The sequence below is a fragment of the Pseudomonas libanensis genome (assembly GCF_001439685.1).
GTDB classification, from domain to species: Bacteria; Pseudomonadota; Gammaproteobacteria; order Pseudomonadales; family Pseudomonadaceae; genus Aquipseudomonas; species Aquipseudomonas libanensis.
This window is the reverse complement of the sequence record NZ_JYLH01000002.1, coordinates 208983-227829: the sequence shown is the minus strand read 5'-3', so window position 1 is coordinate 227829 and position 18847 is coordinate 208983. Positions and strand designations below refer to the sequence as shown.

Sequence of the window (18847 nt, the reverse complement as noted above, 5' to 3'; positions counted from 1 at the left end):
CCACCACCCACCGAGCCCGCCGTGCCTGATCCCTACGTTTTTTCTGAGCAAGTCGGCCACCTGCTGCGCAAGGCCTACCAACGCCACTTGGCGATATTCCAGCAGAATGTCGGCGACTCCCAGCTCACCGCCGTGCAGTTCGTGACCTTGTGTGCATTGCGCGATCAGGGTGCAAGTTCCCTCACTGAACTGGTCAAGGCCACCGCCGTGGACCAGGCGACCATCCGTGGTATCGTCGAACGTCTCAAGGCCAAGGCGCTGATTACCCTGGAACCGGACCCTGCAGACAAACGCAAGGTAATAGTCGACTTGTCTGCCTCCGGCGCCGAACTGGTCGCGCAAACCGCACCGCGTGCGGCGCAGATCAGCGAACTGACCATGAGCAATCTCAACCCCGCCGAGCGTGTAGCGGTCCTGTTTCTGCTGCGCAAGATGATTGACGATCCCCAGGAATAACCTGCGCTGGCATCGTTTTTGCTCTGTGTTGATGTAGTAGCCACTTCACTAGTCGAGTGTGTCGCGAGGCCCCGGGTCCGCGACGTTTTTTTTGACTGTTTGATGTAGTAGGCACTTCACTAACCGGCACAGGCGAAGCGAATGACCAGCCAACCCATCACGGTAACGCTTGAGGTCAACGACCAGACAAGCGAAGTCAGCGCCATGGCGGATACGCCGCTGTTACTGGTACTGCGCAACGACCTGCAACTCAATGGCCCCAAGTACGGCTGTGGCCTGGGGGAGTGCGGTGCCTGCACCGTGATCATTGATGGCGTGGCCGCTCGTTCCTGCGTGTTCCCGCTGTCGGGTGCAGCAGGGCGCAGGATCGTCACCCTTGAAGGCCTGGGTACGCGCCAGGCGCCGCACCCGGTGCAGCAGGCGTTCATCGACGAGCAGGCTGCGCAATGCGGCTACTGCCTCAACGGCATGATCATGACCGCCAAGGCCCTGCTCGACCGCAACCCCAAGCCCAGTGAAACCCAGGTACGCAACGAGCTGTCGGGCAACCTTTGCCGCTGCGGCACCCATATCGAGATCCTGCGCGCGGTATTGCGTGCGGCACGCCTTATGACCGTGGATGGATGATCATGACCGAAACGACCCTTTCCCGTGAGCAGTGGCTGGCCAAGACCGGTGTATTGCTGATTGTCGATGATGTATTGCCGCCTTCGGGGCCGGTGGCCAAGGGCGGCACGCCCACGGTTAAACCCAAGGAGCTGGGGCTGTTTATCGCCGTGAGCGATGATGGCCTGGTGTATGCGTTCAATGGTCATGTGGACCTGGGGACCGGCGTGCGCACGGCGTTGGCGCAGATCGTCGCCGAAGAGCTGGACCTGGGCATGGACCAGGTGAGGATGGTGCTGGGCGACACTGCGCGTGCGCCGAACCAGGGCGCGACCATTGCCAGTGCGACCTTGCAGATTTGCGCCGTGCCCCTGCGCAGCGCAGCGGCAGAGGCACGACGCTTTTTGCTGGCGCGGGCGGCAGGCCGCTGGGGCGTCAGTACCGCCAGCCTCAAGGTCGAGGCCGGCGTTATCTACGCCGTCGATGGGCGCACCACCAGCTATTCCGAGCTGGTCAGCGGCCAGCATGACTCAGTGCGCATCAGCGGCAACGCGCCGCTCAAGGCGCTCGCGGACTACCGTCTGGTCGGCCAGGACACGGCCCGCGTGGACATCCCCGGCAAAGCCACCGGCGAGCTGACCTACGTGCACGACATGCGCGTGCCGGGCATGCTCCATGGCCGGGTGGTGCGCCCGCCTTATGCGGGGCTCGACTGTGGGGAGTTTGTTGGCAATAGCCTGTTGAGTGTGGATGAAGCCTCCATCGCCCATATCCCCGGCATCGTCGCGGTGGTGGTGATCCGGGATTTTGTCGGCGTAGTGGCGTTGCGTGAAGAACAGGCGATCAAGGCTGCCGCCGAGCTGCAGGTGCAATGGAAACCGTGGGCTCACGCGGCGCCGGATATGCGCGACGTGGCGCAGGCCATTCGCGCTAACCCGCGCGTGCGCCGCACCGTGCTCGATCAGGGCGAGGTCGATGCCGCCCTGGCCAATGCCAGCCAGCGCATGCCGCGCACTTACCTGTGGCCCTACCAGATGCACGCCTCCATCGGCCCATCCTGTGCAGTCGCGGATTATCAGGACAGCGGCAGCCGCGTATGGTCCGGCAGCCAGAACCCGCACCTGCTGCGTGCCGACCTGGCCTGGCTGCTGGAATGCGATGAAGCCCTGATCGATGTGATCCGCATGGAAGCCGCCGGCTGTTATGGGCGCAACTGTGCCGACGATGTGTGTGCCGACGCCTTGTTGTTGTCCCGGGCGGTGGGCAAGCCAGTGCGCGTGCAACTGACCCGTGAACAGGAACATCTATGGGAGCCCAAGGGTACCGCGCAATTGATGGAGGTGGACGGCGGCTTGAACGCCGATGGCAGCATCGCCGCCTATGACTTCGAAACCAGCTACCCGTCCAACGGCGCGCCGACCCTGGCACTGCTGCTGACCGGCCGCGTCGAACCGGTGGCGGCGATGTTCGAAATGGGCGACCGCACCTCGATCCCGCCTTATGACATCGACAATATGCGCGTGACCATCAACGACATGGCGCCTATCGTGCGGGCCTCGTGGATGCGTGGCGTGTCGGCCTTGCCCAACACCTTTGCCCACGAATCCTATATCGATGAACTGGCCTTCGCCGCCGGCGTCGATCCGGTGGAATACCGCCTGCGTTACCTCAAGGACCCGCGCGCCATCGACTTGGTGAAATCTACCGCCGAACGCGCCGCCTGGTCCCCACGCACCGCGCCGATGCAAACCGCCAGCGATGACCACCTGTTACGTGGCCGCGGCTTTGCCTATGCGCGCTACATCCACAGTAAATTTCCCGGCTTCGGCGCGGCCTGGGCCGCATGGGTAGCGGACGTGGCCATCGACAAGCAGACCGGCGATGTATCGGTGACGCGGGTGGTGATCGGCCATGACGCCGGGATGATGATCAACCCGGCGGGGGTTAAGCATCAGATCCATGGCAATGTGATCCAGTCCACCAGCCGTGTATTGAAGGAGCGCGTGACCTTCGAGGAATCCACGGTGGCAAGCAAGGAGTGGGGCGGTTACCCGATCCTGACCTTCCCCGAGGTGCCGAAGATCGATGTGCTGATGATGCCGCGCCAGGACCAGCCGCCCATGGGCGCCGGTGAATCGGCGTCGGTACCCAGCGCGGCGGCGATTGCCAATGCGATCTATGACGCCACCGGTATTCGTTTTCGCGAGTTGCCGATCACCCCGGAGCGGGTACTGGCGGCATTGAATGCCGGCACCTTGGCTGAGCCGGCCAAGTCGCCACAAAAACGCCGCAAATGGTGGTTCGGCGCGCTGTTCGCCACCCTCGGTGCGCTGCTGGCCACGGCCTGGCCGTTCCACAGCGAAATCGCGCCTATCGCACCACCCAGCCCCGGCACCTGGTCCAAAGCCACCCTGGAGCGCGGGCGCCTGCTTGCGGCGGTTGGCGACTGCGCGGTGTGCCATACGGCGCCGGGCGGGGCGCCCAATGCCGGCGGGCTGGCAATGCAGACGCCGTTCGGCACCCTGTACAGCAGCAACATCACCCCGGATGTGAACACCGGCATTGGCGCCTGGTCGTACCCGGCATTCGAACGGGCAATGCGTGACGGCATCGGGCGCGACGGGCGCAACCTGTATCCGGCGTTTCCCTATACGGCGTTTCGCAATATCAACGAGGCAGACATGCAGGCGCTGTATGCCTACCTGATGTCCCAGGCGCCGGTCAGTCAGGCACCGACGCCGAACGCGATGAAGTTTCCATTCAGTTTCAGGCCCTTGATGGCGGGGTGGAACGCACTGAACCTGAGGCGCGGCGAGATCACCCCGCAGCCTGGGCGCAGTGAACAATGGAATCGCGGCAATTATCTGGTCAATGGCCTGGGGCACTGCGCCGCGTGTCATTCGCCGCGCAACCTGATGGGGGCGCAAAAGGGCGGCAAGGCATTCCTCGCCGGCGGTGTGGTAGATGGCTGGGAGGCCCCGGCGCTGACGGGGTTGTCCAAGGCCCCGAGGCCCTGGACCGAAGACCAGCTGTTTACCTATTTGAGCACCGGCTATTCCGACGCCCATGGCGTGGCGGCGGGCCCGATGGGGCCAGTGGTCAGCGAGTTGTCGAAGCTGCCGAAGGCGGATATCCGTGCGATGGCGGTGTACCTGGCTTCGCTCAATCACGAAGCGGCAGCGCAGGCACAGGTGGCAGCAGCGCCCGTACCGAATCCGGACGGTCGACGCGTCTTCGAAGGTTCGTGCAAAGCCTGCCATGCCGATGGGCTGGGGCCGAAACTGTTTGGGATCAGCCCGTCATTGGCGTCCAACACCAATGTGTTCAGCGACCAGCCGGATAATTTGATCAAGGTGATTTTGCAAGGCATCCCCCAGCCGGCGACCCGTGACCTGGGGTATATGCCGGGGTTCAGGGACAGCTTGTCGAATACCCAGGTGGCGGATCTGGTGGCCTACTTGCGCGGGCGATTTGCGCCGAACGCGCCACAGTGGCAAGGGCTGGAGCAGAAGGTCGCCCACTTGCGCGCCAATCCCGGCAGCCATTGACAGTGGACGAGGTGACGCGACGATTCGACTTGTCCGCGATAGAGATGGGGCTGACCCACCGCCATCGGGGGCAAGCCCCCTCCCACATTTGGTTCGCGGTGTATCAGTTAGATAGTTATAAGCTGCCAGGCAGCAAGCTCCCTTGCCAGAGGAGCAGCGGCGTACCAAAGTTGTGTAGATACCCATGCCCCGATGGCGGTACTTCAGTTAATAAAACCCTCGGCTGACACACTGTCAGGCATGACGCCGCGCAGCACCAGATCGGTGATGAATGCCAGCCAATCCTGCTGCTGGCCCTTGTTCGACAGGTCTTCACCCAGGAACGAACTGAGGGTATGGCGGTTGGAGTTGTAGAAGTAGCACAGCGAAGCAATCATCAAGTACACATGCTTGAGGTCGATGTCCTGGCGAAATAAACCCTGGGCCTGGCCGGCCTCGATGATCGGGCGTAGCACGCCGACCGCTTCACCGGATAACCGGCGCATTTCGCTGGACTGCCGGGCATGCTTGCCCTGGTGCAGGTTCTCGATACTCAGGATCGCCACGAACTCAGGATGCTTGACGTAGTAGTTCCAGATAAACGCCACCAGCTCGCGCAGGGCCTGGGCCGGTGCCGCAAGGTCCAGCTTGAGCTTGCCCTCGGCCCGGTTGAACTGCTCGTAGATATGTTCCAGCACGCAGGTGAACAGCTGTTCCTTGCTGCCGAAGTAGTAATAAAGCATGCGGTCGTTGGAGTCTGCGGCCTTGGAAATGCTGTCGACGCGCCCTCCCGAATAGCCGTCGCGAGTGAACACCTTGACCGCCGCCTGCAGGATGCGCGCCCGCGTCTGGTCGGCCTGTTGGGCGCGGATTCCAGTCTTCTTGATCGCCATCTCATAGGGCCTTACTAGACACTCAGGGCGCGAAATATAGCATGGGCTTTTTTGCGCCCGTTCTACCACCGACAAGTTCTGTAATAAAAACGCCATTGCGCTGGGGAATAAATCCGCGAGGGGCTATTTTGGTGCATCTCAATAACCAGAGTAGCCATGGATGAAATACCAACCTTTGAGCCGCACCTTGATTGCCTCGGTGCTGGTGTTGACGGTCAGCGGCGTGCACGCCGCGTCGCAAGCTCCGGTCGCCGGTGAAAATGGCATGGTGGTGACGGCCCAGCATCTGGCCACGCATGTTGGCGTGGATGTACTCAAGGCCGGGGGCAACGCGGTGGACGCGGCAGTGGCCGTAGGCTACGCGCTGGCGGTGGTGTACCCGGCGGCGGGCAACCTCGGCGGCGGCGGTTTCATGACCGTACAACTGGCCGACGGGCGCAAGACCTTCCTCGATTTCCGCGAAAAAGCCCCGCTGGCAGCGACTGCCGACATGTACCTGGACAAGGCCGGTAACGTGGTCGAGGGCCTGAGTGCCAAAGGTCATCTGGCGGTTGGCGTCCCGGGCACCGTTTCCGGCATGGAGTTGGCCCTGAGCAAATACGGCACGCTCAAGCGTGAGCAGGTGATTGCCCCTGCGATCAAGCTGGCGGAAAACGGCTTTGAACTGGAGCAGGGCGATATCGACCTGTTGCACACCGCCACCGGCGAGTTCGAAAAAGACCAGGATTTGCGCGGGATCTTCCTGCACAACGGCCAACCGCTGCAGGTGGGCCAGAAACTGGTGCAGAAAGACCTGGCCAAGACCCTCAGGGAAATCTCCGCCAAGGGCACCGACGGGTTCTATAAAGGTTGGGTGGCCAAGGCCCTGGTGGACGCCAGCCAGGCCGGCAAAGGCATCATCACCCAGGCCGACCTCGACAAGTACAAGACCCGCGAGCTGGCGCCCATCGAGTGCGATTACCGTGGCTATCATGTGGTGTCGGCACCGCCACCCAGCTCGGGCGGCGTGGTGATCTGCCAGATCATGAATATTCTCGAAGGTTACCCGATGGCCGATCTAGGCTATCACTCGGCCCAGGGCCTGCATTACCAGATCGAAGCGATGCGCCACGCCTATGTGGACCGCAACAGCTACCTGGGCGACCCGGATTTTGTGAAGAACCCGATCGAGCATCTGCTCGACAAGAACTACGCGGCGAAACTGCGTGACGCCATCGAGCCGCACAAGGCCGGGGATTCCCAGGCGATCAAGCCGGGGGTGTCGCCCCATGAAGGCAATAACACCACCCACTATTCCATCGTCGACCAGTGGGGTAACGCGGTCTCGGTGACCTACACCCTCAACGACTGGTTCGGCGCCGGCGTCATGGCGAGCAAGACCGGGGTGATCCTCAACGATGAAATGGACGACTTCACCGTCAAGGTCGGTGTGCCGAACATGTACGGGCTGGTCCAGGGTGAGGCCAACGCCATCGCGCCGGGCAAGGCGCCGCTGTCGTCGATGAGCCCGACCATCGTCACCAAGGATGGCAAGGCGGTGATGGTGGTTGGTACGCCGGGGGGGAGCCGCATCATTACCGCCACCTTGCTGACTATCCTGAATGTCATCGACTACAAGATGAACATCCAGGAAGCGGTGGATGCGCCGCGTTTCCACCAGCAATGGATGCCCGAGGCCACCAACCTTGAGACCTTCGCCGTCAGCCCGGACACTCAGAAGATCCTCGAAAGCTGGGGCCACACGTTTGCCGGCCCCCAGGATGCCAATCACCTGGCGGCGATCCTGGTGGGTGCGCCATCCCTGGAGGGCAAGCCGGTGGGCAACAACCGCTTCTATGGGGCGAACGACCCACGGCGTAATACGGGCTTGTCCTTGGGGTATTAAAGGAACAATCGGGTCCCTTCCAGGCTCTACCCCAAGAGCCCTGGAAGAGGATCCAAGCCGATGAAAGCGCTGAAAATCGCCACCTTCAATATCAACGGTATCCGCGCGCGCCTGCCTAACCTGCTGCACTGGCTGCAGCGCGAACAGCCGGATATCGTCTGCCTGCAGGAACTCAAGGCGCCGCAAAGCCTTTTCCCCTATGCCGAGTTCGAAACCGCCGGCTACGGTGCGATCTGCCTGGGCCAGGCGTCGTGGAATGGCGTGGCGATCCTGGCGCGGGATGCGCAGCCCTTGGAAAGCCGGCGTGGTTTGCCCGGCGATGACAGCGACACCCAGAGCCGCTATCTCGAAGCCGCGGTGCATGGGGTGCTGGTCGGCTGCCTGTACTTGCCCAATGGCAACCCGCAACCGGGGCCGAAATTCGACTACAAACTGGCCTGGTTCGAACGCCTGATCGACTATGCCAAGGCCCTGCAAGCCAGTGAGCATCCAGTGTTGCTGGCGGGGGATTTCAATGTGGTGCCCACCGACCTGGACATCTACAACCCGCGGTCCTGGCTCAAGGATGCCTTGTTGCAGCCCGAGAGCCGTGCCTGCTACCAGCGATTGCTGGAGCAGGGCTGGACCGATGCCTTGCGCCACCTGTATCCCCAAGAGCGCGTCTACACCTTCTGGGACTACTTCCGCCAGCACTGGCAGAAAAACTCTGGCCTGCGGATCGACCACCTGTTGCTCAACCCCGCGCTCAAGCCGTACTTGAAAGATGCCGGCGTCGATGCCTGGGTCCGCAACGAGGCCCACGCCAGCGACCATGCGCCGACCTGGATTGAACTCGGTACACGCAAAAAACGTTAAGCGGTTGATGCAAGCAGTTGCCTTACCGCTGCAAACGCCGCGACTCGGCGCGCTTCCCAGTCCCCGCCAATTAACACCATCGGCTGCTGATGCTGTTGCATCCAATCCAGGCCGGCCTGGAAAAACGCCCGGCGATCGGCCAGATCCGGCTGGCAGCGCTGACCGTCGGCACTCCATTGCACATCCTCGGGGGACAGCAGCAGGTGCAGGTCGTAATGCCGGGCCAGCAGTTCGCTGTCGAGCCAGCCGGGGTAGTCACCGAACAGGGCCTGGCTCCACAGCTTGTTGGTCAACAGGTGGGTGTCGAGAATCAACAAGGCAGGGTGTTGGGCGCGGGCGGCGTCTTCCCATGCCAACTGGCCACGGGCAATCGCCGGGATATCCGCCAGGCAGGTGTCACGCTGATGGTGATCGATGAAATGGCGCACGTACTCGCCGACCATCAGCCCGCCGAAGTGCGCGTGCAACTCGGCGGCCAGCCAGCTTTTACCACTGGATTCCGGGCCTGCCAGCACCACCACCTTCATGGCTGCAACGCCGGGTCGGCGCGCCATTCACGCCAGCCTTGCACAGCGATGGCGGTGAACAGCGCGTAGAGCGCGGCGGTGAGGTACAGACCTTTGTAGAGGAACAGGCCGACGAAGATCACATCCACCACAATCCACAACGGCCAGCACTGCACACGCTTTTGTGCCATCCACATTTGCGCCACCAGGCTGAAGCCGGTAAGGGCCGCGTCGAGCCAAGGCTGCGCGGCATCGGTCCAGTGGGCCATGGCGGCGCCGAGCAACAGGCTGCCAACGGCGCCCACGGCCAGGCTGGTCATGATCGCAGGCACCCCCAGGCGGGTGACCTGACGGCCCTGCCTGACCTCTCCGGCGCGGGTCCACTGCCACCAGCCATAAACTTGCAACGCGGCGTAGACCACCTGCAGCAGCATGTCGGAGTAGAGTTTTACCTCGAAGAATACCCAGGTGTAGAGCAGCACCATTACCAGGCCGATGGGCCAGCACCAGCGGTTCTGCTTGACCGTCAGCCAGACAGCGATCACCCCCAGGGCGGCGGCGAACAGTTCAAGCCCGGACATGGTGGATCCTTGGGAAGTGAGAGAGGGCGGTGATTGTACCTAGAGGTCAGCGATCTTCAAACTTGCGTGCACCGCCCCTCCCACAGTTGCCGGCGCTAGATTCGGAATTGGCGCAACAACCCATCAAGCTGCTCACTCAGCCCACGCAACTGCCCACTCGCCACGCTGGATTGTTCCGCCGCCAGCGCCGTGCTGTGGGACAACCCTGCGGCCTGGGTGACGTTCTGGTTGATATCTTCGACCACATGGGCCTGTTGCAGGGTGGCGCTGGCAATCGAGGCGTTCAAACCATTGAGGTTGTGCAGCGCCTGGCCGATGGCGGTGAGGCTGGCTCCCGCCTGGCCGGCCTGTTCGATGGTCAGTTGCGAGGCGCTGTGGCTGTCGCTGATGACTTTGACCGCCGCTTCCGAGTGACCTTGCAAGCGCTCGATCATTGCCTGGATTTCGGCGGTGGATTTCTGCGTGCGCTGGGCCAGCAGGCGCACTTCATCGGCGACCACTGCAAACCCACGGCCCTGTTCGCCAGCGCGGGCGGCTTCAATGGCGGCGTTCAGGGCGAGCAGGTTGGTCTGGTCGGCGATGGAGCGGATCACTTCGAGGACGCCGCCAATCTGGGTGCTTTCGCTGGAGAGCGTGCGAATCACCTCTACGGCCTGGCTGATGGTGCTGGAGAGCTGGTCGATCTGTTGCAAACTGCCGTCGATGTTGACCTGGCCCTGTTGCGCCTGGGCTTGGGCATCGCGCATTTCGCTGGCGGCGTGTTCGGCATTCTTCGCCACGTCCTGCACGCCGTAGGTGACTTCATTGATAGCGGTAGCCACCAGCTCCATCTGCTGCGATTGCTGCTGGCTGCGGTCGTGGGCCTGGCTGGCGTTGTGGCCCAGCTCCGTGGATGACTGGCCCAGGGCGGTCGCGCAAACCTGCAATTGGCCGACCACTAGGCGCAACTTGGCGGTGAAGCTGTTGAAATGCCGGGCCAGTTGGGTGAGCTCGTCGCTGCCGTGGGTGTCGAGGCTGCGGGTCAGGTCGCTTTCGCCGCTGGCGATATTGCCCATGGCGTTCACCGCCGCCTGCAACGGCTGCACGATACTGCGGGCAATCAGCGATACCAGCAGACCCATGACCAGCGCGATGCCTAGCACAATGAACGAGGCTTTCCACACCTGAGCGTTGAATTCAGCCTGCACATCATCCACATAGACGCCGGACCCGATAATCCAGCCCCAGGGTTCGAACAGCTGGATATACGAGGTTTTTTCCACCGGTGCTTCGGCCCCAGGTTTCGGCCAGCGGTAGTTGACGATACCGGCGCCCTTGGCCTTGGCCAGGCTCACGAACTCGTTGAATACGGCGAAGCCGTCCGGGTCGCGAATCGCCGAGAGGTTCTGGCCATCGAGCTTGGGGTTGGCCGCGTGCATGATCATCACGGGGGTGAGGTCGTTGATCCAGAAGTAATCATCGTGGTCATAGCGCAGCCCGCGCACTGCACTGAGGGCTTGCTGCTGCGCGGCATCGCGGGTCAGTACGCCGGTCTTTTCCAGGTTCTGGTAATAGCTGAGCACGCCGCTGGCGGTCTGCACCACATGCTGGGTCTGGTGGCGCTTGGCCTGGTAAAGGTCGTCACGGATCTGGTTGAGCATCAGCAGCCCCAAGGCCAGCAGCATCAACACGGCGACTATCAAGATCAGCCATAGGCGGCGGCTGATCGACATGCTGCGCAAACTGTTCATCGTCCTGTCACTCCATGCTCTTTATAATTGTGGTGCTGCTTCGAGATTTCCGGCGTGTCTGATAGGCTTTCGGCCCGGAATCGGAAAACCTGAGTACTGCCTGATTTTTCACGGAATTTTTGCAGACCGGCGTTGAGAATCAACCGCGGGCGCTTGAGTGCGCTCGTCGTCAGTGAACTTTAAAAAAACTTAAGAGGCATGCCACGCGCGTGACCTTTGGAGACAGCATGGATTTTTGGACCGCCATACAGGCATTGATTCTCGGCATCGTCGAGGGGCTGACGGAGTTCCTGCCGATCTCCAGCACCGGCCACCAGATCATCGTCGCCGACCTGATCAATTTCGGCGGCGAACGTTTCGAAGCCTTCAATATCATCATCCAGCTCGGCGCGATCCTCGCGGTGGTCTGGGAGTTTCGCCGCAAGATCCTCGATGTGGTCATCGGCCTGCCGACCCAGCCCAAGGCCCGGCGCTTCACCGTCAACCTGATCATTGCCGTGTTGCCGGCGGTGGTACTGGGGGTGATTTTTGCCGACCTGATCAAGCACTACCTGTTCAACCCGATCACCGTCGCCGCCGCCCTGGTGGTGGGTGGCGTGATCATGCTGTGGGCCGAGCGCCGCCAGCATGCGGTGCGCGCTGAAACCGTGGACGACATTACCTGGAAAGACGCCCTCAAGGTTGGCCTGGCCCAGTGCCTGGCGATGATCCCGGGTACTTCGCGCTCCGGTGCGACGATTATCGGCGGCCTGCTGTTCGGCCTGTCGCGCAAGACCGCCACCGAGTTTTCGTTCTTCCTGGCCATGCCGACCATGGTCGGTGCGGCGGTGTACTCGGGGTACAAGTACCGTGACCTGTTCCAGCCGGCCGACCTGCCGGTGTTCGCCATTGGCTTTGTCACCTCGTTCATCTTCGCGATGATCGCGGTCAAGGCGTTGCTCAAATTCATCGCCAGCCACAGCTACGCGGCGTTTGCCTGGTACCGGATAGCCTTCGGCCTGGTGATCCTGGCGACTTGGCAGTTCGGTTTGGTCGACTGGACTGCAGTCAAGCCATGAGCATCCAGCATCCACGCCTGAAGGCGCTGATCTTTGTGCTGCTGTGCGCCGCGCCGCTGTTGGGCTCGGCGTTGCTGTGGTATCGCGGCGAGACGGTGATCCCGTTGGCGGCGTATGGGCTGGTCAGCGTGGTGGCGTTTTTCCTCTACTGGAGCGACAAGCGCAAGGCCCAGACCGAAGGCTGGCGCACCCCGGAAAACATCCTGCATGCCGTCGAGCTGGCGGGTGGCTGGCCGGGGGCGTTGATCGCCCAGCAGGTGTTCCGGCACAAGACGCGCAAGGTGTCCTACCAAGTGCTGTTCTGGGTGATCGTGCTGTTGCATCAGGTGTTCTGGCTGGATCAGCTGTTCCTGGGCGGCACGTTGCTGTCAATCCTATAGCAGCAGACCAATCTGAGTGCGCTTGGGCAGCTTGCTCACTACCAGTTGGTGTGAGCGCTGCAACAGGCCGCGCAGCTCGTCGGCGCCCAGCGGGTAGGGCGTGTTCATGATGATCCACTGTGCCCGGGCCAGATACGGCGCCGGGTGGATGCCCGGGCGGTCGACGTGGCCCAGGAACAGGTCCTTGTCGACTTTGAATGCCAGCGATTCACCACGCAGGTTCTGCAGGGCGAACATCTTGTTGCCGGCAATCGAGAACACGCGCACGCCGCCCCATTTGTAGTCTTCCCGCGCACCAGGCAGGCCCAGGCAGAACGCGGCGACTTGTGCTTCGCTCAGGCTCATAGCAAACGGTCTCCACAGCCTTTGAAGCCTTCTTCCAGGTAGTCGATCCAGGCGCGGATGGCTGGCAGCACACCACGTCGATGCGGGTACACGGCTTGCAACCAGCCGCCCGGCAATGACCATTGCGGCAGTAATTGCACCAGGCGGCCGCTGGCCAGTTCTTCCTCGCAATACATCATCGGCAGCACCGTGAACCCTAGGCCCATGATGGCGCTGGCCTTGCGCACGATGAAGTCTTCTATGCCCAGCCGGGCCTCCATCACCAGGTCGTGGGGGTTGCCCTGGGGGTCGATAATCCGCTGGTGCACCATGCGATCCGCCTCAAGGGCACCGAGTACGGGCAATTGCCTGAGGTCGTCGAGGGTATGTACCTGCCGCTCACGCATCAGGGCGGGGCTGGCGACCAGTACGGTCTGGGCCTGGCGCAGGCGCTTGGTCACCAGCAGCGGGTCTTCATCGCCCAGTTCGCGCACGCGCAGGGCCACGTCAATGCCTTCGGCCACCAGGTCGACGCGGCGGTTGACCAGGGTCATATCCAACTGCACCAACGGATGCGCGGCAAGAAACCCGGCCACCAGTTCCGGCAGGATGTGTTGGGCCAGGCCCACCGGGCAACTGACCCGCAGGCGCCCACGGGGTTCGCTGGACATGCTCGCCACCGCCTCATCGGCCATCTCCGCTTCCAGCAACATGGCCTGGCAATGGCGCAAGTAGCGCTCGCCGACGGCGGTCAGCGTCAGTTGCCGGGTGGTGCGTTGCAACAGGCGTGCGCCCAGGCGTTCTTCCAGCTCGGCGATGCGCCGTGACAGCCTGGACTTGGGAATCCCGAGTAGCCGCCCGGCCGCAGCGAAACCGCCGGCTTCGACGACTTTGGCAAAATAGTAGAGGTCATTGAGGTCTTGCATGCTGGGGCCTATTGTCCTGTCAGTGGGACAAACTATCGCATTTTAGCTGGCTTATCGACTATTGGTTTCATGCGTAGCATCACCACCATCTGATCGCCACTGTCGATCCCACCTCGGAGATCCACCATGAAACTACTGCATATCGATTCCAGCATCCTCGGCGACAACTCCGCTTCCCGCCAGCTCAGCGCCGGTGTGGTCAAGGCGTGGCAAGCGGCTGAGCCGGGGGTGGAAGTGACTTACCGTGACCTGGCCAGCGAAGGCATCAATCACTTTTCCGGTGCCACCCTGGGCGCATTGGGCACGGCTGCTGAACTGCGCGATGCGGAGCAAAAACACGAGGCTGAACTGAGTGCAACGTCGCTGGCTGAATTCCTGGCTGCCGATGCCGTGGTCGTGGGTGCGCCGATGTACAACTTCACTATTCCTACCCAGTTGAAAGCCTGGATCGATCGCATCGCGGTCGCCGGCCAGACCTTCCGCTACACCGAAGCCGGCCCGGAAGGCCTGTGCGGCAACAAGAAAGTCATTATTGTCTCCACCGCCGGTGGCTTGCATGCCGACCAAGCCTCGGGCGCTGCACACGAAGGCTACTTGAAGCTGCTGTTCGGTTTCCTCGGTATCACCGACATTGAGATTGTTCGCGCTGAAGGCCTGGCCTACGGTGATGAAGTGCGCAGCAAAGCCATGAGCGACGCCAACGTGCGCATCAACGAGCAGCTGTTCGCAGCTGCGTAAGGCTTATGTAAATTTGCCGTGTCCTCGGTTTCATTCTGAAACCGAGCGCCTAAACTCTGTATTCTGATCGCCTGAGCGCGAGCGGAGTACGGAGTTTTTTCGTTGTGGCCCAGGTTATGCACACATCCATTCGATACCCTGGACTTTTTATTCGACAGGCCGGTTCTTGTGCAGCAAAGGTGGACATCCCCATGATGCGTCTTTGTGCTGTTTTGGTTCTTTCCCTTTTTGGCAGCCTGGTTTCAGTGCACGCCGCGCCGGCACCGCACCCCCATTGGAGTGTGGGGTTTCATCGCATGAGTCTGCTCGACCCGCTGGATTCGCAGCCGATGAAGGCCATCGCGTTTTACCCTTCCACCGATACCGAACGCACCACGCCGCTGGGCGCCTATCAGGTCGCGGCCAGCGAAGACTCCAAGGTCGCCATCGGCCGTTTCCCGATGCTGATGCTGTCCCATGGCAATACCGGGACGCCTTTGGCTTTGCACGACCTGGCCACGTCCTTGGCACGCAAGGGGTTTGTGGTGGTGGCTGTGCTGCACCCTGGCGACAATTACAAGGATCACAGCCGCCTGGGCACCGTGAGCAACCTGTATGGCCGGCCGATCCAGATTTCCCAGGCCATTACCGCCGCGCTGGCCGACCCGATGCTGTCGCCTTTCGTCGATATCGACCAGATCGGCGTCATCGGCTATTCAGCCGGTGGCGAAACGGCGCTGATCCTGGCGGGCGCCAAGCCTGATTTCGAGCGCCTGCGCCGCTACTGCCAGCAACGCCCCCAGGACCGGGATGCCTGCACCACCAACGGCGAGCTGGTGGTCGACCGCGATGACTTGCGGCCCCAGGCCGACCCACGCATCCATGCCCTGATGCTGATGGCGCCGCTGAGCCTGATGTTCGGTCGCCATACCCTGGCGGACGTGCATGTGCCAGTGCTGCTCTACAGTGGCGATGGCGACCAGTTGGTGGCGGTGGACAAAAACGCCGCCGCCCTGGCGCGCAAACTACCAGAGCCACCGGACTTCAAGCTGTTGGCCGGGGCAGGGCACTTTGTGTTCATGGCGCCGTGTGACAGTAATCAACTGGCGACGATGCCGGCGATCTGCACCGATGCCGATGGCGTCGACCGCGAAGGTATTCACCGCGACATGGTCTCCGAAGCCGGGCGCTTTTTCAGCCATACCCTTGGCGAGGTGACCCGCGCCGGCTTGCAGACCGCTGATCAGTAGGCGCGGCGCCTGAGCAGTACGGTGAGGGCGAGGGCACTGACCGACAGCAAGGCCGCGCAGAAAAAGATCCAGCCGTAACCGAGGTTCAGCGCCACGGCGCCCATCAACGGCCCGGCAATCGCCAGGGCCAGGTCGAAAAACACCGCATAGGCACTCAGCCCCGCACCGCGGCTGCTGTCCGGCACTTGCTTGATAGCTTCCACGCCGAGCGCCGGGTAAACCAGCGACAAACCAAAGCCGGTCAACCCGGCGCCGATCAAGGCCACGCCGGTAGACGGCGCCAGCCACAACAGCGTCAGGCCCAGGGTTTCGATGAGCATGCAGCCGATGGCGGCGGTGAACCCGCCAAAGCGGCTGATGGCGGAGATAAACACCAGGCGCGACAGGATAAAACACACGCCAAATACCGTCAGGCAGTACGCCGCACCGGTCCAGCCCCGATTGAGGTAATACAGGGTGATGAAGGTTGTCAGCGTGCCGTAGCCAATCGAGGCCAGGCACAGGCTGGTGCCGAACGGTGCGATTCGCCCGAACACCGCCCAGAACGGCAGCCGCTCACCGCGCACCACCGGCACTGAAGGCTTATTGCGGATCAGCATCAGGCCCAACGCGGCCAACACTGACAGCGCAATACCGAGGCTGATGTAGCCATATTCCGCGACCATCACCACGCCTAATGGCGCACCAATGGCAATGGCGCCGTAGGAGGCGATGCCATTCCAGGAAATCGAACGCGCGGTATGTTCGACGCCTACCGCGCCCATGCACCAACTGATGGTGCCCACGCCGATCAGGCCCTGGGCCACGCCCAACAACAAACGGCCGACGATCAGAACCCCCAGGCTCAAGCTCGGCAGGCTTTGCAGCAGGGTGGCGATAAAGGTCAGCACACCGCTGATCAGGATGCCGGCCAAACCCAGCACAATCGCCCGCTTGGTGCCGACGTTATCCGACATCCGCCCGGCCATCGGGCGGCTGAGCAGCGTGGCCAGGTATTGCGAGCCAATGGCGATACCGGCCACTACCGCGCTGAAACCCAGTTGTTCATGCACATAGCCTGGAATCACCGCAATCGGCAGGCCGATGCAGATAAAGGCAATGAAGGTATAGAAGACGATGGAGACGATCTGCAGGGTGATCGACAGGGAGGAGGGGGCGGCAGGCATGGCACTCGTTCGCTGGCGGGCGGTGCGGCCATGATGGCATAACCCGCTATCAAATGTGGGAGGGGGCTTGCTCCCGATAGCAATGTTTCAGTCCATACATCTTTTGACTGACACTCCGCTATCGGGGGTAAGCCCCCTCCCACATTTGGACCTGCTTTTTTCTTGCAGCCAAGCGCTGTTCTTAGAACACCACGCCCTGGCTACGCAGGTAGTCGTCATAGGTGCCGCTGAAGTCGATCACGCCGCTCGGGCTCAACTCGATGATGCGGGTGGCCAGGGACGATACGAACTCACGGTCGTGGCTGACGAAGATCAGCGTGCCCGGGTAGTTCTCCAGCGCCAGGTTCAGCGCCTCGATGGATTCCATGTCCAAGTGGTTGGTCGGTTCGTCCATGATCAGCACGTTTGGCTTTTGCAGGATCAGCTTGCCGAACAGCATGCGGCCTTGCTCGCCACCGGAGATCACCTTGACCGACTTGAGGATCTCGTCGTTGGAGAACAACATGCGCCCCAGGGTGCCGCGGATCACTTGCTCGCCCTGGGTCCACTGGCCCATCCAGTCGAACAGGCTCATGTCGTTTTCGAAGTCACTCGCGTGATCCTGGGCGTAGTAACCCAGTTCTGCGGCGTCGGTCCACTTGATGCTGCCGGCATCCGGGGTCAGTTCGTTGACCAGGGTGCGCAGCAAGGTGGTCTTGCCGATGCCGTTCGGGCCGATGATTGCCACGCGCTCGCCTGCTTCAACCTGGAAGCTGAAGTCCTTGAACAGCGGCTTGCCGTCGAAGCCTTTGGCCATCTTTTCGACCATGACCGCCTGGCGGTGCAGCTTTTTATTCTGCTCGAAACGAATGAACGGGCTCACACGGCTCGAAGGCTTGACCTCGGCCAGTTGGATCTTGTCGATCGCCTTGGCACGGGATGTGGCCTGCTTGGCTTTCGAGGCGTTGGCCGAGAAGCGGCTGACGAAGGATTGCAGTTCGGAGATCTGCGCTTTCTTCTTGGCGTTGTCCGACAGCAGTTGCTCGCGGGACTGGGTCGCCACGGTCATGTACTCGTCGTAGTTGCCCGGGAACAGGCGCAGCTCGCCGTAGTCCAGGTCAGCCATGTGGGTGCACACGCTGTTCAGGAAGTGACGGTCGTGAGAGATGATGATCATCAGGCTGGAGCGCTGGGTCAGGATGTTCTCCAGCCAGCGGATGGTGTTGATGTCCAGGTGGTTGGTCGGTTCGTCGAGCAACAGCACTTCCGGGTCGGAGAACAGCGCCTGGGCCAGCAATACGCGCAGTTTCCAGCCAGGAGACACTTCGCTCATCGGGCCGAAGTGCTGTTCCAGGGGAATGCCCAGGCCCAGCAACAGCTCGCCGGCGCGGGATTCGGCGGTGTAGCCGTCCATTTCGGCGAACTCGGTTTCCAGCTCGGCCACGGCCATGCCGTCGTCTTCGCTCATTTCCGGCAGCGAGTAGATACGGTCGCGCTCGGCCTTGACCTTCCACAGCTCCTCGTGGCCCATGATTACGGTGTCGAGCACGGTGAATTCTTCATAGGCGAACTGGTCCTGGCGCAGTTTGCCCAGGCGCACATTCGGCTCCAGCATGACCTGGCCGCCGGACGGGTCAAGGTCGCCGCCGAGGATTTTCATGAAGGTCGACTTGCCGCAACCGTTGGCACCAATCAAGCCATAACGGTTGCCGGCGCCGAACTTGACCGAGACGTTCTCGAAGAGCGGCTTGGCGCCGAACTGCATGGTGATGTTAGCTGTGGAGATCAATTACTTTACCTATCAATGGGTTGCGAGCGTGACGGCAGGTGCCTTCAGGCATGCGTCAACAGCGACATCAAGGCGCGAAACCCGGTCGCTGAGCGAAAAATTTGGGATGTGTGTTGGAATTTGGCGCGCATTGTCGCATATGTCAGGCAACAGGTGTATGGCGAACGAAGGATGGTTTTACCGTTGCCTGCGCAGTAGCCGGCCCTGACAGCTGCAACG

Annotated in this window: 17 protein-coding genes; 9 read left to right on the top strand and 8 right to left on the bottom strand. The window is 61.9% G+C overall.

Going from position 1 to position 18847, the window contains the following annotated elements; all coding sequences use genetic code 11:
• Nucleotides 1-21: 21 nt before the first annotated feature.
• The 3 genes from TU73_RS03690 (at nt 22) to TU73_RS03680 (ending at nt 4610) form a co-directional block, all read left to right on the top strand.
• Nucleotides 22-456, top strand: a complete 435-nt coding sequence (locus TU73_RS03690; RefSeq protein ID WP_082642548.1) for a MarR family winged helix-turn-helix transcriptional regulator — start codon at nt 22-24, stop codon at nt 454-456.
• 141 nt (nt 457-597) lie between these two features.
• Nucleotides 598-1083 carry a (2Fe-2S)-binding protein gene (locus TU73_RS03685; RefSeq protein WP_057011035.1) on the top strand — a complete coding sequence of 162 codons (486 nt, stop codon included), beginning with the start codon at nt 598-600 and terminating at the stop codon, nt 1081-1083.
• A gap of 2 nt (nt 1084-1085) precedes the next feature.
• Nucleotides 1086-4610 (top strand): molybdopterin cofactor-binding domain-containing protein, encoded by a 3525-nt coding sequence (locus tag TU73_RS03680; RefSeq protein WP_057011034.1) that lies wholly within the window; start codon nt 1086-1088, stop codon nt 4608-4610.
• 203 nt (nt 4611-4813) lie between these two features.
• On the opposite strand, the gene TU73_RS03675 is transcribed toward TU73_RS03680, so the two are convergent.
• On the bottom strand, nt 4814-5482 hold the full coding sequence (locus tag TU73_RS03675) for a TetR/AcrR family transcriptional regulator (protein ID WP_057011033.1): 669 nt from the start codon (nt 5480-5482) through the stop codon (nt 4814-4816).
• Nucleotides 5483-5642: 160 nt separating this feature from the next.
• Between TU73_RS03675 and ggt the strand changes: the two genes are divergently transcribed.
• The gene (ggt, locus tag TU73_RS03670) at nt 5643-7367 is read left to right on the top strand and encodes a gamma-glutamyltransferase (protein ID WP_057011032.1); all 1725 of its coding nucleotides are present in this window, start codon (nt 5643-5645) and stop codon (nt 7365-7367) included.
• A 60-nt stretch (nt 7368-7427) separates the two neighbouring features.
• Nucleotides 7428-8222, top strand: coding sequence for an exodeoxyribonuclease III (xth, locus tag TU73_RS03665; protein WP_057011031.1), 795 nt, complete (start codon nt 7428-7430; stop codon nt 8220-8222).
• Here the strand turns inward: xth and TU73_RS03660 are convergent.
• The 3 genes from TU73_RS03660 to TU73_RS03650 all read right to left on the bottom strand — a co-directional run bounded on the left by TU73_RS03660 (nt 8219) and on the right by TU73_RS03650 (nt 11039).
• Nucleotides 8219-8749 (bottom strand): AAA family ATPase, encoded by a 531-nt coding sequence (locus TU73_RS03660; RefSeq protein ID WP_057011030.1) that lies wholly within the window; start codon nt 8747-8749, stop codon nt 8219-8221. The genes xth and TU73_RS03660 overlap by 4 nt on opposite strands.
• Nucleotides 8746-9309 (bottom strand): nicotinamide riboside transporter PnuC, encoded by a 564-nt coding sequence (gene pnuC / locus TU73_RS03655; RefSeq protein ID WP_057011029.1) that lies wholly within the window; start codon nt 9307-9309, stop codon nt 8746-8748. The genes TU73_RS03660 and pnuC overlap by 4 nt, the downstream gene beginning before the upstream one ends.
• Nucleotides 9310-9404: 95 nt before the next feature.
• Nucleotides 9405-11039: a methyl-accepting chemotaxis protein gene (locus TU73_RS03650; RefSeq protein ID WP_057011028.1), complete on the bottom strand. Its 1635-nt coding sequence runs from the start codon at nt 11037-11039 to the stop codon at nt 9405-9407.
• A 227-nt stretch (nt 11040-11266) separates the two neighbouring features.
• On the opposite strand from TU73_RS03650, the gene TU73_RS03645 reads away from it, so the two are divergent.
• Both TU73_RS03645 and TU73_RS03640 read left to right on the top strand, forming a co-directional pair.
• Nucleotides 11267-12097 (top strand): undecaprenyl-diphosphate phosphatase, encoded by an 831-nt coding sequence (locus TU73_RS03645; protein ID WP_057011027.1) that lies wholly within the window; start codon nt 11267-11269, stop codon nt 12095-12097.
• On the top strand, nt 12094-12477 hold the full coding sequence (locus TU73_RS03640; protein ID WP_057011026.1) for a DUF1294 domain-containing protein: 384 nt from the start codon (nt 12094-12096) through the stop codon (nt 12475-12477). Before TU73_RS03645 ends, TU73_RS03640 begins: the two co-directional genes overlap by 4 nt.
• Here the strand turns inward: TU73_RS03640 and TU73_RS03635 are convergent.
• Nucleotides 12472-12822 carry an MmcQ/YjbR family DNA-binding protein gene (locus tag TU73_RS03635; protein ID WP_057011025.1) on the bottom strand — a complete coding sequence of 117 codons (351 nt, stop codon included), beginning with the start codon at nt 12820-12822 and terminating at the stop codon, nt 12472-12474. The genes TU73_RS03640 and TU73_RS03635 overlap by 6 nt on opposite strands.
• Nucleotides 12819-13727: a LysR substrate-binding domain-containing protein gene (locus TU73_RS03630; RefSeq protein WP_057011024.1), complete on the bottom strand. Its 909-nt coding sequence runs from the start codon at nt 13725-13727 to the stop codon at nt 12819-12821. The genes TU73_RS03635 and TU73_RS03630 overlap by 4 nt, the downstream gene beginning before the upstream one ends.
• Nucleotides 13728-13853: 126 nt before the next feature.
• Between TU73_RS03630 and TU73_RS03625 the strand changes: the two genes are divergently transcribed.
• Both TU73_RS03625 and TU73_RS03620 read left to right on the top strand, forming a co-directional pair.
• Entirely contained in the window at nt 13854-14465 is a 612-nt protein-coding gene (locus TU73_RS03625) for an FMN-dependent NADH-azoreductase (protein ID WP_057011023.1), read from the top strand.
• A gap of 191 nt (nt 14466-14656) precedes the next feature.
• Entirely contained in the window at nt 14657-15694 is a 1038-nt protein-coding gene (locus TU73_RS03620; protein ID WP_057011022.1) for an alpha/beta hydrolase family protein, read from the top strand.
• Here TU73_RS03620 and TU73_RS03615 read toward each other — a convergent pair.
• Together TU73_RS03615 and TU73_RS03610 are read right to left on the bottom strand one after the other, a co-directional pair.
• Nucleotides 15688-16860, bottom strand: a complete 1173-nt coding sequence (locus TU73_RS03615; protein WP_057011021.1) for an MFS transporter — start codon at nt 16858-16860, stop codon at nt 15688-15690. The two genes, TU73_RS03620 and TU73_RS03615, sit on opposite strands and share 7 nt — an antisense overlap.
• Before the next feature lie 181 nt (nt 16861-17041).
• Complete coding sequence (locus TU73_RS03610) at nt 17042-18628, bottom strand: ABC-F family ATPase (RefSeq protein WP_082642539.1); 1587 nt, start codon at nt 18626-18628, stop codon at nt 17042-17044.
• Nucleotides 18629-18847: the final 219 nt, after the last annotated feature.